This window comes from Streptomyces sp. NPDC052109 (assembly GCF_040680195.1).
In the GTDB taxonomy this organism is placed as follows: Bacteria; Actinomycetota; Actinomycetes; order Streptomycetales; family Streptomycetaceae; genus Streptomyces.
The window spans coordinates 235,790-247,716 of the sequence record NZ_JBFAWF010000006.1 but is presented as its reverse complement, the minus strand read 5'-3'; the positions used below and the strand labels follow the sequence as shown (position 1 = coordinate 247,716).

General features: G+C 74.0%; 12 protein-coding genes and 1 pseudogene. 8 read left to right on the top strand and 5 right to left on the bottom strand.

What is annotated here, in order from left to right; genetic code table 11:
• Both AB0L59_RS15855 and AB0L59_RS15850 read right to left on the bottom strand, forming a co-directional pair.
• Positions 1-331 (bottom strand): annotated as a pseudogene (locus tag AB0L59_RS15855) (hypothetical protein); the annotation flags it as partial.
• Positions 328-2,016 carry an FUSC family protein gene (locus AB0L59_RS15850; RefSeq protein ID WP_365583289.1) on the bottom strand — a complete coding sequence of 563 codons (1,689 nt, stop codon included), beginning with the start codon at positions 2,014-2,016 and terminating at the stop codon, positions 328-330. The pseudogene AB0L59_RS15855 and the gene AB0L59_RS15850, both read right to left, overlap by 4 nt.
• 175 nt (positions 2,017-2,191) lie before the next feature.
• Here AB0L59_RS15850 and AB0L59_RS15845 point away from each other — a divergent pair, with 175 nt between their 5' ends.
• The 4 genes from AB0L59_RS15845 (at position 2,192) to AB0L59_RS15830 (ending at position 5,238) form a co-directional block, all read left to right on the top strand.
• Positions 2,192-2,740: a DUF5134 domain-containing protein gene (locus AB0L59_RS15845; protein WP_365583286.1), complete on the top strand. Its 549-nt coding sequence runs from the start codon at positions 2,192-2,194 to the stop codon at positions 2,738-2,740.
• An 85-nt stretch (positions 2,741-2,825) separates the two neighbouring features.
• The gene (locus tag AB0L59_RS15840) at positions 2,826-3,761 is read left to right on the top strand and encodes a M56 family metallopeptidase (RefSeq protein ID WP_365583283.1); all 936 of its coding nucleotides are present in this window, start codon (positions 2,826-2,828) and stop codon (positions 3,759-3,761) included.
• A gap of 72 nt (positions 3,762-3,833) precedes the next feature.
• Positions 3,834-4,538 (top strand): phosphatase PAP2 family protein, encoded by a 705-nt coding sequence (locus AB0L59_RS15835; RefSeq protein WP_365583280.1) that lies wholly within the window; start codon positions 3,834-3,836, stop codon positions 4,536-4,538.
• A 10-nt stretch (positions 4,539-4,548) separates the two neighbouring features.
• On the top strand, positions 4,549-5,238 hold the full coding sequence (locus tag AB0L59_RS15830) for an HAD-IA family hydrolase (protein ID WP_365583277.1): 690 nt from the start codon (positions 4,549-4,551) through the stop codon (positions 5,236-5,238).
• A 27-nt stretch (positions 5,239-5,265) separates the two neighbouring features.
• Here the strand turns inward: AB0L59_RS15830 and AB0L59_RS15825 are convergent, their stop codons facing one another.
• Positions 5,266-5,514, bottom strand: coding sequence for a DUF2630 family protein (locus tag AB0L59_RS15825; RefSeq protein ID WP_365583274.1), 249 nt, complete (start codon positions 5,512-5,514; stop codon positions 5,266-5,268).
• A 262-nt stretch (positions 5,515-5,776) separates the two neighbouring features.
• Between AB0L59_RS15825 and AB0L59_RS15820 the strand changes: the two genes are divergently transcribed.
• Positions 5,777-6,445, top strand: a complete 669-nt coding sequence (locus tag AB0L59_RS15820; RefSeq protein ID WP_365583271.1) for a helix-turn-helix domain-containing protein — start codon at positions 5,777-5,779, stop codon at positions 6,443-6,445.
• Positions 6,446-6,504: 59 nt separating this feature from the next.
• Here the strand turns inward: AB0L59_RS15820 and AB0L59_RS15815 are convergent, their stop codons facing one another.
• Positions 6,505-7,173 carry a DUF6214 family protein gene (locus tag AB0L59_RS15815; protein WP_365583574.1) on the bottom strand — a complete coding sequence of 223 codons (669 nt, stop codon included), beginning with the start codon at positions 7,171-7,173 and terminating at the stop codon, positions 6,505-6,507.
• A 211-nt stretch (positions 7,174-7,384) separates the two neighbouring features.
• On the opposite strand from AB0L59_RS15815, the gene AB0L59_RS15810 reads away from it, so the two are divergent.
• Entirely contained in the window at positions 7,385-8,719 is a 1,335-nt protein-coding gene (locus AB0L59_RS15810) for an FAD-dependent oxidoreductase (RefSeq protein WP_365583267.1), read from the top strand.
• 143 nt (positions 8,720-8,862) lie between these two features.
• Entirely contained in the window at positions 8,863-10,239 is a 1,377-nt protein-coding gene (locus AB0L59_RS15805) for a nucleobase:cation symporter-2 family protein (protein WP_365583264.1), read from the top strand.
• A 120-nt stretch (positions 10,240-10,359) separates the two neighbouring features.
• Here the strand turns inward: AB0L59_RS15805 and AB0L59_RS15800 are convergent, their stop codons facing one another.
• Positions 10,360-10,716: a helix-turn-helix domain-containing protein gene (locus AB0L59_RS15800; protein WP_365583261.1), complete on the bottom strand. Its 357-nt coding sequence runs from the start codon at positions 10,714-10,716 to the stop codon at positions 10,360-10,362.
• A gap of 131 nt (positions 10,717-10,847) precedes the next feature.
• Here AB0L59_RS15800 and AB0L59_RS15795 point away from each other — a divergent pair, with 131 nt between their 5' ends.
• Positions 10,848-11,927 (top strand): NADH:flavin oxidoreductase/NADH oxidase, encoded by a 1,080-nt coding sequence (locus tag AB0L59_RS15795; protein WP_365583259.1) that lies wholly within the window; start codon positions 10,848-10,850, stop codon positions 11,925-11,927.

Genomic DNA, 11,927 nt, shown 5'->3' with positions numbered 1-11,927 from the left:
GCCCGCTCGGGGATGGACCGTCGGGGAGCGACTCCGTGCCGGCCGTGGCCCCGGCGTCCACCGGCCGTGCACCGTGCGCGGGCGTCTCGCCGGTCGGGCGCGCATCGGGGTGGGGCCCGCTCGGGGATGGACCGTCGGGGAGCGACTCCGTGCCGGCCGTGGCCCCGGCGTCCACCGGCCGTGCACCGTGCGCGGGCGTCTCGCCGGTCGGCCGCGCACCGACGTGACCGCGGCCCTCCGCCGGTTCCGCGCCGGCGGGCCCGCGGTCGGCCGGCAGGCCCGCGCCGGCCGCGTCGTCCACCGACCCCGGTCCGTCGTTCGTCGCCGTCATGGCCGCCTGTCCTCCGTCGTCCTGCCCGGGCCCTGGCCCAGCTGCTGGTTCCGGCTCTGGTGCCGCGGCACGAATCCCTGCCGTCGTACCACCGCCGCGAGCGTACGGTGTCCGGACTGCTCGGCCCGCACGACCCGCTCCTCGGGCAGGGCGCGCTGCCACCACTCGCCGGCGGCGGCGTCGGCCGTGGCGCGCAGGTCGGCGAGGGCGGCGGCGAGGGCCCGGCGGGCCGACTCCAGGGCGTGGGGTGCCGGGTGCGGCTCGGCGAGCAGCCGGGCGGTGTTCTCGCGGGCGCGTTCCGCCGTGGTCAGCGCGTTTTCGAGGCGGTCGCCCGCACGCCGGTTGGTGACGGCGACGGCCGCGACGAAGCCGGCCAGCGCACCGACGAAGGTGTCCGTGACCCGCTCCGTGATCAGCTCCGCCGGGTTCTGGGCGCGGGCGAACTCGGTGATGAGCAGGGCCATCGGGGTCACACAGACGCTGCCGAGCCAGTAGTTGCGGCCGATCAGCGCCTCGGCGCCGAAGTTGAGGGCGAGGCAGCACAGCACCAGGGCGGCCGGGTGGAGGTGGGCGAGCGGGGCGACGGCGGCGAAGACCAGCACGCCCGCGAGGTTGCCGACGACGCGCTGGATGCCGCGGCTCCAGGTGAGGGTGACGTTGGCCTGGTAGAGGGAGGCCGCGGTGACCAGGGCCCAGTAGGGGCGGCCGACTCCGAGCGCGAGGGAGGCATAGCCGGCGAGGGCGCAGCCGATCGCGGTGCGGGCGGTGATCGGTGCGAGGGCGGTGAGGCGGCGCCGCAACGAGGGCCCCGGGTGGGCGAGTTCGGTGTCCACGCCGAGGAGTTCGTCGGCGGTTTCGCCGGGCTGCTCGACCCGCGGGATCCGGCCGGTGCCCCGCAGCTCGCGGGCCCAGGTGCGCAGCCGTACGGGGTCGGTGTCGGCGGGGGCGGCGAGCGCGACCTCGGAGCGGACGAGGAGCCGTTCCAGGGCGCGCCGGGTGCGGTCGGGACGGGCACCGACGGCGAGCAGCGACTGCCAGGCGGCGTGGATCGCGGCGGCGGCCGCGGCCCGGGCCCGGGCGTGACCGTCGGCGGTGCCGCGCGTCTCGGCGTACCCGGCGGCGGCGTTCAGCGCCTGGGCGGTGGCGCGGCGCTCGGGGCCGTGCGGGCGGAGCAGTCCCGGTGCCATGCCGACCAGCCAGGCCCAGACCCCGGCCGCCACGGCCAGCGCGACGTGGCCCGGCACCTGGCCGAGGGTCTGCGGCGCGAACAGCGAGGCGGAGCTGATGAAGGTCAGGACCACGTTCGCGGGCGGTCCGAGCCGGGTGGCGTCGCTCACGGTCTTCTGGACGGCCGCCATGAGGGCACCCACGGTGACGAGGACGACGGCGTCGCCCGTGAGCGACGCGGCGAGCAGGGAGACGGCGAGGCCGCCGACCATGCCGAGGACCACCCAGGCCAGAAGACGGGCCCGGGCGGCGTAGGGCCGGTTGTGGCCGTAGAGCGCGCACAGCGACCCGGCCATCGTGTACATCGCGAGGTCGAGGCGGCCGAGTCCCAGCAGGATCAGGTTGGGCGGGGCGACCGCGGCGACCACGCTCAGGGCGGGCTTGAACCAGATGTCGGAGGGCCGCCCGAGGCGGAGCACTCCAGCGAAGGGAAGTCGATGCCGGGTCGCACTGCTCATGGCATCAATTTAACATGTGTTTTACCCATAAAATTTCTGCTGGACGGCCGCATCGGCCCCGCGCTCACCTGCTGTGCTCCGCCGAGTGCTCCCCGTGTACACCCTTGCGCTCGCGTGCGCTCCGCAGGCCGCGGGCATCGCATCCCTGGACCGACCGTCTGACGGGGAGGTGCGCGTGCACGGACCGGTGTCGGCAGCGTGGCTGCTGGTCGCCCTGTGTGCGGCGACCGGGGCCTACTGCCTGCTGCGGATGCGCAGCGGCGTGAAGGAGCAGCGCAGGGCCGCGGGCGGCGAGGCGCTGATGGGCTTCGGCATGGCCGTGATGGCCGTACCGGCGGCGGTGTTCGCGCCGCCGAGGTGGGCGTGGCCGGTGTACGCGGCCGTGTTCGGCGCGGCGGCGCTGCATGCCCTGTGGGCCGCGCGCGCCACGCCGCATCATCTGCACCACCTGGTGGGCGCGTGCGCGATGGTCTACATGGCGGTGGCGATGGCCGCGGTACCGCCGGGCGCGCACCACGCGCACGGCGGCGCCGGGGTGCCGTTGCTGACCGGCGTGCTGCTCGTGTACTTCGCCGGTTACGTGCTGCTCGCCGGCGCCCGCCTGGTGCCGGCGGCCGTCACGGTGGCCGGGGCCTCCGCCGGCTGGGGCGACCGGCCGGAGCTGGCGCGGGCCTGCCGGCTGTCGATGGGCATCGGCATGGTCGCCATGCTGCTGGCCCTGTGAGCGGGCACCGAGAGGGCGTTGTCTGCGTCACTTCGGTGGCGCGGCCCGTACCGGTGAGCGGCCTGGCGCTCATAGGGTGCTGACCATGATGGTCCCCGTGGCCCTGCTGCTGCTCGGCGCCCTGACCGCCGTCGTCGCCCCGCGGCTGCTCGCCCGCGCCGACTGGCCGGACCGGGAACCGGTCCTCGCCCTCTGGGTGTGGCAGTGCGCCGTGGCGGCCGTCCTGCTGTGCTGCCTGCTGTCGATGACGCTCAGCGCGTCGGCGGCCTGGCTTGCGGTGCGCGGGCATGTGTTCGCGCAGGCCCCGCGCGCGGTCGTGGAGGCCTATGCCCTCGGCACGGCCGGCCCATGGGCGGCCCCCACCGCCGTGCTGCTCGCCTCCTGCGGCCTGTGGAGCCTGGCGATGCTGGTGCGCGAGATCGTGCGGGCGCGCACCCGGCGACGCACACGGCGGGCCGAACTCCTCGTGCGTGCACCGTTGTTGCCGGGCGAGGAGCCGACGGCCGGGCGGCTGGTGGTGCTGGAGGGCGAGCGTCCCGACGCCTGGTGGCTGGCCGGTACGGCACCCCGGCTGGTCGTCACGACGGCCGCGCTCCGCCGCCTGAAAGGGCGCCGGCTGGACGCCTTGCTCGCCCATGAGCAGGGCCACGCGCAGGCCCGGCACGACTGGCTGCTGCACTGCTCGGCTGCGCTGGCGGCGGGGTTCCCGCAGGTGCCGGTGTTCGCCGCGTTCCGCGATGAGATGCACCGGCTGGTCGAGTTGGCCGCCGACGACATGGCCTCGCGGCGCTTCGGCCGGCTGACGACCGCTCTGGCGCTCGTCGAACTCAACGAGGATCGGGGCCTGTTCGGCCCCTGCCCCACCCCGCAGGCCCATGTGCCGCAGCGGGTGCACCGGTTGCTGGCTCCCCCGGACCGGCTTCCCGCACTGCGCCGGCTGCGCCTGACGGCGGTGGCGGCGCTGGTGCCGGTGATCCCGGTGCTGGTGGCCCTGGTTCCGGGCCTGCGCGCGCTCGGCTGACGCGACACGGCACACGGCACACGGGCCGGTCGGGTGGTGGCCGGGAACCGCCCGGTCGACAAAGATCGCGGCATGCACCGCAGCCCCACCGCACCCCCGCCCCGCTCACGGACCTCGCGCACCGCGGCCCTCCTCGCAGCCGTCGTCGGCGTGTGCTGCGCGCTGCTCACGGCCCTCGTGGTGATCCGCTGGCATCCCCTGCTCACCGTGGACGGCGACGTCTCCCGCACCGCCCACCTCCGGGCGGTCCGGGATCGCACGCTCACCCATGTCCTCCGGGTGCTGACGGACTGGGTCTGGGACCCGCTGACCATGCGCCTGGTGTGTGCGGCCGCCGTGCTGTGGCTGCTGTGGCGGCACGCCGCGTGGCGGACGGCGCTGTGGCTGGCGGTCACCGTGGCCGTGGCGGCGGTCGTGCAGCAGTCGGTGAAGAGCGCCGTCGACCGACCCCGACCGGTGTGGCCGGACCCCGTCGACTCCGCCCGTTACGCGGCCTTCCCCTCCGGTCACGCCATGACGGCCACCGTGGTGTGCGGCCTGCTGCTGTGGCTGCTGCACCGCTTCGGCGTGGGCCGCGTCCGGTGGCGTGCGACCGTTGTGGCGGCCGTGGTCTCGGTGGTGGGCGTGGGCGTGACCCGGGTGTGGCTGGGCGTGCACTGGCCCTCGGACGTGCTGGGCGGCTGGCTGTTCGGGGCGCTGCTGGTCCTGCTGGCCGTGGCGGCTTACGAGTGGCCGCGGCACCGTGAGGGCGCCCCGCCGCCGGACCGGCCCCGATAGGGTCGGGCGCATGACTGCCGTGTTGTTCGACTTCTCCGGGACGCTGTTCCGTGTCGAGTCCACCGAGTCCTGGCTGCGTGCGGTACTGGCCGAGACGGGGAACGTCCTGCCCGAGCCCGAACTGAGCGCGGCCGCAAGGGCGTTGGAGACGGCGGGAGCGCTGCCGGGTGGAGCGAACCCGGTGGAGATGCCGGCGGACCTGGCCGGGGTCTGGGCGGTGCGGGACGAGAGCGCGGAGCTGCACCGGGCCGCCTACACGGGCCTGTCGCGGCGGGTGCCGCTCCCCCATCCGGGGCTGTACGACGCGCTGTACGAGCGGCACAAGACCCCGGCCGCCTGGGCCCCGTACCCGGACGCCGCCGAGGTGCTGCGCGCGCTGCGTGAGCGCGGGATCGGCGTGGGCGTGGTGAGCAACATCGGCTGGGATCTGCGCCCGGTGTTCCGCGCCCACGGACTCGACCGGTATGTGGACGCGTATGTGCTGTCGTACGAGCACGGCGTGCAGAAGCCGGACCCTCGGCTGTTCTCGGTCGCGTGTGCGGCGCTGGGTGCCGATCCGCGGCAGGTGGTGATGGTGGGCGACAGCGAGGAGGCGGACGGTGGCGCGGCCGTCCTCGGCTGCCGTGTGCACCTCGTCGACCATTTGCCGGTGACGGACCGGCCCGACGCGCTGCTGCCGGTGCTGGACCTGGTGGGCTGAGGGCCGGGGGCGCCGACCGCGTACCCGTCAGCCCTGGTAGCCCTCGACCTCGGTGGCGGGCCGGACCCGCGCCTCGTCGGGGTTCTCGCCGAACTCGGCCTTGGCGCGGCGCTGCCGCAACAGGTCCCAGCACTGGTCGAGTTCGCGCTCCAGCTCGCCCAGCCGCTGCTGCTCGGTGGAGGTGTCGATCTGCCCCGAGGCCACCGCCGCGCGCAGCCGGCGCTCGTCCTCGACCATCTCCGTGATTCTGTTCAGGATCCGCTGGTCCCGTTCCATGACCGCCCGCCTCCTCGCCTCGGCACCCGTGCCCACTCTAGGAAGTCGGCGGTCGGTGTGCGACACCGACGGCAGTCCGGCACCACGCCGCGGGGCGCCCTTGAAGCACCCCGTGGAAAAGGGCTCGCCGCCGCGCCGTCCGTCTGAGACGATCCCCCGCGTCGCCCCAGACGGACGGCAGCCCTGGGCTGGGCCCGCGCATGGCGGTGCCCCCTGCGTTGAGTATAGTTGGCTGGCAGCCAGTCAACGCAGGAGTATCAGGATGTCCCCGCGCAGCGCCTCGGTCAATGAAGAGTTGCGGCGGCGTTCCCGGGAGCGGCTGTTGCAGGCCGCGGTGGAACTGGTCGACGAGCACGGTTTCGAGGCCACCACGTTGGGGGACATCGCGGATCGGGCCGGTTCGGCGCGCGGACTGGTGTCGTACTACTTCCCCGGCAAGCGCCAGCTGGTGCAGTCCGCCGTACATCGGCTGATGCACCGCACGCTGGAGGAGGCGCTGGAGCGGGAGCCGCACACCGAGGACGGACGGGAGCGGCTGGCCCGGGCCATCGACGCGATCCTGGGCCTGGCCCGCGACCGGCCGGTGCTGATGCGGCAGCACATGGCGGGGCTGCTCCAGGCGGAGGGCTTCGTGCAGTGCCCGGAGCAGCGCAGGTTGTCGGAGCTGCTCAGCGACACCGTCACCCGGTACGGCTCCCAGGACGTCGCCGCCGACTATCCGCGGCTGCGGGCCCTGCTGATGGGGGCGGTGTACGCGGCGCTGATCCCGGGGGTTCCGATGCCCGCTCCGGCACTGCGGGCCGAGCTGTTCTCGCGGTACGGGCTCGACTGGGAGTCGGGTGTGCCACCGGAGAGCGAGACCCGCCCGGAGGCCCGGGAGAAGGACCTGTCCCGGTTCTTCGCGACGGAGGAGCGCCCGAGCACCACCTGAGCGCCGGGCGCCGCGCCGCGACTCGCCCCTGGGCGCGGCGCGCACCACCGCCATTCGCCTCAGCCCCGGCGGACATGGCGGGGTGTCAGGAATCCCGCGTCCCGCGCCTGGGCGATCAGTCGGAGCGAGCGGCGGCGGCTGCGCCCGGTCGCGGTCATCACGGCGAGCACCGGGTCGACGCCTTCCTGCTGTGCGGCGCGGTACCGCTGCGCGACAAGCCGACAGCCCTCGATGCCGCGCGGCCACCCCGGACGCCCGCGCCGGGGACCTCCGTGGAGCAGGTCGTTCCGCTCCTCGCCGCCGGCGTCCAGCCCGTGCGGGTCCACCGGGCGCTCGCCGCCGTCGGACTCGCAGGACCCACCGCCGCCGTCGGACTCGCACGGAAGGTCGCCGCCGTCGGCCTCGCACGGAAGGTCGCCGCCGCCTCCGTACAGCTCCTCACCGTCACCCTCGTACGGCTCGCCCCCGGCGGCCTCGCACGGACCGCCGGCGCCCTCGTGCGGCCTCTCCACCCCGCACGAGGCGAACAGCGGGCCCTCGATCCAGCGCGAGAGCGCCGTGAGATCGGCGAGCGACAGGGCCGGCTCGGCGCTGACGTCCTCGATGGACACGCGTCGCTCGTGTACGACGGCCAGGGCGTCGACCCGGGCGCCGTCGGGGAAGGCCAGCCTCACGTGGAACCAGGACGTGGTGTCGTCGCGCTCCCGCACCTTCCACGCGGGCCACACGGACACCACGCCGTCCTCCGCGTGCCGATCGGAAAGATGAAGAAAGGATGCTTCTGGCACACACGCAACGTAACCCCATGATCACATCCGATCACATCCCCTGGGAACGGACACGCGCCGGGATCACCCCGGCGGCCCCTGCCGTCGCGCGCCCGGGGGTGCCATGCTGGAGCTGTCCGCACACCATCTCCCTCGGCCGAGGAGCATCGCCGTGCTGCGTGTCGCCGTCGTCGGTTCGGGGCCGAGCGGGTGTTACACCGCCCAGACCCTGGTTCAGCTGGATCCCGGGGTGCAGGTGGACGTCCTGGACCGGCTGCCGTGCCCGTACGGCCTGGTCCGCTACGGCGTCGCCCCGGACCACGAGAAGATCAAGTCCCTGCAGGGCAGTCTCAGATCGGTGCTGGAGCACGAGCGGGTGCGGTTCCTCGGCGGTGTCCGGGTGGGCGGCCCCGATGGCGTGCCCGTGGAGCGGCTGCGCGAGCTGTACCACGCGGTGGTGTACTGCGTGGGCGCCGCCACCGACCGCCGGCTGGGGCTGCCGGGCGAGGAACTGCCGGGCAGCTGGTCGGCGACCGACTTCGTGGCCTGGTACAGCGCCCATCCGGACGCGGCCGACGCGGGCTTCCTGCGCGGAGTGCGCTCCGCGGTCGTCATCGGCGTGGGCAACGTGGCGGTGGACGTCGCGCGCATGCTGGTCCGGGGTGCCGCGGAGCTGCGCCCGACGGACATTCCGCAGGCGGCGCTGGACACGCTGACGGCGAGCGGGATCACCGACGTGCACATGGTGGGCCGTCGCGGCCCCGCCCAGGCCCGCTTCACCACCAAGGAGCTGCGCGAGCTGGGCGGGCTGCCCGGCACCCAAGTCACCGTCGACCCGGCCGACCTGACACTGGATCCGGTCGACCCCGCGACCCTGCCCGCCGTGCAGCGCCGCAATCTGGAGGTGCTCCGCGGCTGGGCCACCGGTCCCCGGGCCCACACGGCCCGGCACATCCGCCTGCGGTTCTTCCTGCGCCCCGTGGAACTGCTCGCAGAGGCGGGCCGGGTGGGTGCCGTGCGCTTCGAGCGGACGGTGCCGGACGGGCACGGCGGGGTGACGGGCACCGGCCGCTACGAGGTGGTTCCCGCCCAGTTGGTGCTGCGCTCGGTGGGCTATCGCGGAGTGCCGCTGGACGGGCTGCCGTTCGACGCGGCGAGCGGCACCGTGCCGCACGCGGCCGGGCGAGTCGTGCGCGACGGTGCCCCCTCCCCCGGCGAATATGTCGCCGGGTGGATCAAGCGCGGCCCGACGGGCGTCATCGGCACCAACCGGCCCTGCGCCAAGGAGACGGCGTCCTCCCTGCTCGCGGACGCTCCCGCGCTGCTGCGCAGGCAGGTGCCCGAGGATCCGGCGGCCGCGCTGCGGGCGGCCGGTGTCGAACCCGTCTCGTGGGCGGGGTGGCTGGCGATCGAGCGGGCCGAGGCCGAGCTGGGCGCGCGGCTCGGGCGGAGCGTGGTCAAGCTGGCCGACTGGGACGCGCTGCTCACGGCGGCCCGGTCGGCGTAGCGGCCCCGTGGCCGGGGGTTCCCCGGCGGCCGGGTGGGTCTGACACGCGCCGGCAACCCAGCGGAAATCAACAAACCGTTCAAGAAGCCTACGGTCTCCTCCTGTTCGGTTGTCCCTCCCCACCCGGCACCGAGGGAGTTCCCATGTCCACCACGGCAGACGTCCACCCCGTCGACGAGGTACCACCGGTACGGCAACTGGCCGCCCTCGGGCTGCAGCACGTGCTCGCGATGTACGCGGGTGCCGTCGCCGTGCCGCTGATCGTGGGCGGCGCGATGAGGCTGACACCCGCCGCTCTGGCGTATCTGATCACCGCCGACCTGCTGGTGTGCGGGGTCGCCACGCTGATCCAGTGCGTCGGCTTCTGGCGGTTCGGCGTCCGGCTGCCGATCATGCAGGGCTGTACGTTCGCGGCCGTGTCGCCGATGGTGCTCATCGGGACGACGGGCGGCGGACTGCCGGCGATCTACGGCTCGGTGATCGTGGCGGGTCTGGCGATCATGCTGCTCGCGCCGGTGTTCGGCGGGCTGTTGCGGTTCTTCCCGCCACTGGTGACCGGCACGGTGATCCTGATCATCGGGGTCTCGCTGCTGCCGGTCGCGGGGAACTGGGCGGGGGGCGGCGCCGGGGCGAAGGACTTCGGGGAGCCGAAGAACCTGGCGCTGGCGGCCTTCGTGCTGGTGGTGGTGCTGGCCGTGCAGCGGTTCGCGCCCGCCGCCCTCGGCCGGATCGCCGTCCTGATCGGCATCGTGGTGGGTGTGGCGGTGGCGGTGCCGTTCGGGTTCACGGACTTCAGCGGGGTGGCGGACGCCGACTGGGTGGGCATCAGCACGCCGTTCCACTTCGGCGCGCCGGCGTTCCGCGTCTCCGCGATCGTGTCCATGCTGGTGGTGGCGCTGGTGACGATGACCGAGACGACCGGGGACCTGATCGCCGTCGGCGAGCTGACCGGGCGGAAGGCGGAGCCGCGCCCGCTCGCCGACGGGTTGCGCGCGGACGGTCTGTCGACCGTGCTGGGCGGAGTGTTCAACACTTTCCCGTACACGGCGTACGCGCAGAACGTGGGCCTGGTCGGCATGACCCGGGTGCGCAGTCGCTGGGTGGTCGCGGCGGCCGGCGGGATCCTGGTGCTGCTCGGTCTGTTGCCCAAGCTGGGCGCGGTCGTGGCGGCGGTCCCGGCGCCGGTGCTGGGCGGCGCCGGTCTGGTCATGTTCGGCGCGGTCGCGGCCAGCGGGCTGCGGACGCTGGCCCGGGTCGACTTCAAGGGCAACAACAACCTGACGGTGGTGGCCGTCTCGGTGGCGGTCGGCATGCTGCCGGTGGGGGTGCCGACGGTCTACGAGAAGTTCCCGGACTGGTTCCGGACGGTGATGAACAGCGGCATCAGCGCGGGCTGCCTGTCCGCGATCGCGCTCAACCTGCTCTTCAACCACCTTCCGACGAGGGCGGGTTCCGAGGCCGCCACGGAGACGGGCGGACTGCCCTTCACCGACGGCGGAGAGGATGTCCGGCGACCTTGATCCCCGCGCTGCACAGCGCGGCGCACGGGAAGGCGTCCCCGGGACCTGTCCCGGATCGGACCGCGCGCGGGGCCGGACCCGCGCGACGGCCGCCGCCCCGGCTGTGCCGGGCGAGTGGCGTCAGCGGCCGTCGCCGAGGCGCAGGTGCTGCCGGTCGGCGGCGGCCAGCAGGCTGTCGAGGAGGCCCGGGAAGAGACCGTCCAGATCGTCCCGGCGCAGGCCGTTCATCTTGGCCGTGCCCCGGTAGACCTGCCGGATGACCCCACTCTCGCGCAGCACCCGGAAGTGGTGCGTGGTGGTGGACTTGGTCACCGGTAGCTCGAACTGCGAGCAGGTCAACTCGGCTTCCTCGGCGGCCAGTTCGCGCACGATCTGCAGTCGCATCGGGTCGGAGAGCGCGTGCAGCACGGCCTCCAGCCGGATCTCCCCGCGCTCCGGGTGCGGCAGGGCGCGGCCGGCGGTGGCGGTGTCGTTCATGGCGGCTGCCCTTCGGTGCGGGACTCCTCGATCGCAAGGATAGTACGAGATGCATCGTAGTTTGACATCTCTCGTAGTACGAGGGCTATCGTACGAGTCGACCAGCGGTCCCGTGACGAATGGAGTACGGCGTGAGCGCGCTCTTCGAGCCCATCACCCTGCGCGAAGTGACCATCCCGAACCGCGTGTGGATGCCCCCGATGTGCCAGTACTCGGCCGAGCCCGAGGGGCCGCTCGCCGGCACCCCGAACGACTGGCACTTCGCGCACTACGGGGCGCGCGCCACGGGCGGCACCGGCCTGATCATCGTGGAGGCCACCGCGGTCTCGCCCGAGGGCCGGATCTCCCCCTACGACCTCGGCCTGTGGAACGACACACAGGTGGAGGCCTTCCGCCGGATCACCCGCTTCCTCACCGGCCAGGGCGTGGTGCCCGGGATCCAGCTGGCGCACGGCGGACGCAAGGCCTCGACCGACCAGCCCTGGAAGGGCGGAGCCCCGGTCGACGCTCAGGCGCACGGGTGGCAGCCGGTCGCCCCGAGCGCGGTGCCCTTCGACGAACGCCACCCGGTGCCCACCGAGCTGTCGCAGGATCAGATCCTGGACGTGGTCGGCCAGTTCGCCGCCGCCGCCCGCCGGGCGCTGGCCGCCGGCTTCGAGGTCGCCGAGATCCACGGCGCCCACGGCTACCTGATCAACGAGTTCCTCTCCCCGCACTCCAATCACCGCACCGACGCCTACGGCGGCTCGTACGAGAACCGCACCCGGTTCGCCCTCGAGGTCGTGGACGCCGTACGCGAGGTGTGGCCCGAGGACAAGCCGGTGTTCTTCCGCATCTCCGCCACCGACTGGCTCCAGGACGGCGGCTGGACCACCGAGGACACCGTCCGCTTCGCCCGCGAGCTGCACGCCCACGGCGTCGACCTCCTCGACGTCTCCACCGGCGGCAACGCCTCCGGCGTGACCATTCCGACCGGGCCCGGCTACCAGGTGCCCTTCGCTGCCCGGGTGAAGGCCGAGACCCCGCTGCCCGTCGCCGCCGTGGGCCTGATCACCGAGGCCGGGCAGGCCGAGAAGATCGTGACGAACGGCGAGGCCGACGCCGTCCTGCTGGGCCGCGAGCTGCTGCGCAACCCGTCCTGGGCCCGGCACGCCGCCCGTGACCTGGGCGGCGCGGTCCGGGTGCCGGACCAGTACCACCGGTCGGTCTGA

Excerpts from the sequence above, each read along its gene's own strand:
- AB0L59_RS15825 (WP_365583274.1), bottom strand. The coding sequence starts at position 5,514 with ATGGAACGGGACCAGCGGATCCTGAACAGAATCACGGAGATGGTCGAG.
- AB0L59_RS15800 (WP_365583261.1), bottom strand. The coding sequence starts at position 10,716 with ATGAACGACACCGCCACCGCCGGCCGCGCCCTGCCGCACCCGGAGCGC.
- AB0L59_RS15840 (WP_365583283.1), top strand. The coding sequence starts at position 2,826 with ATGATGGTCCCCGTGGCCCTGCTGCTGCTCGGCGCCCTGACCGCCGTC.
- AB0L59_RS15830 (WP_365583277.1), top strand. The coding sequence starts at position 4,549 with ATGACTGCCGTGTTGTTCGACTTCTCCGGGACGCTGTTCCGTGTCGAG.
- AB0L59_RS15850 (WP_365583289.1), bottom strand. The coding sequence starts at position 2,016 with ATGAGCAGTGCGACCCGGCATCGACTTCCCTTCGCTGGAGTGCTCCGC.
- AB0L59_RS15835 (WP_365583280.1), top strand. The coding sequence starts at position 3,834 with ATGCACCGCAGCCCCACCGCACCCCCGCCCCGCTCACGGACCTCGCGC.
- AB0L59_RS15820 (WP_365583271.1), top strand. The coding sequence starts at position 5,777 with ATGTCCCCGCGCAGCGCCTCGGTCAATGAAGAGTTGCGGCGGCGTTCC.
- AB0L59_RS15805 (WP_365583264.1), top strand. The coding sequence starts at position 8,863 with ATGTCCACCACGGCAGACGTCCACCCCGTCGACGAGGTACCACCGGTA.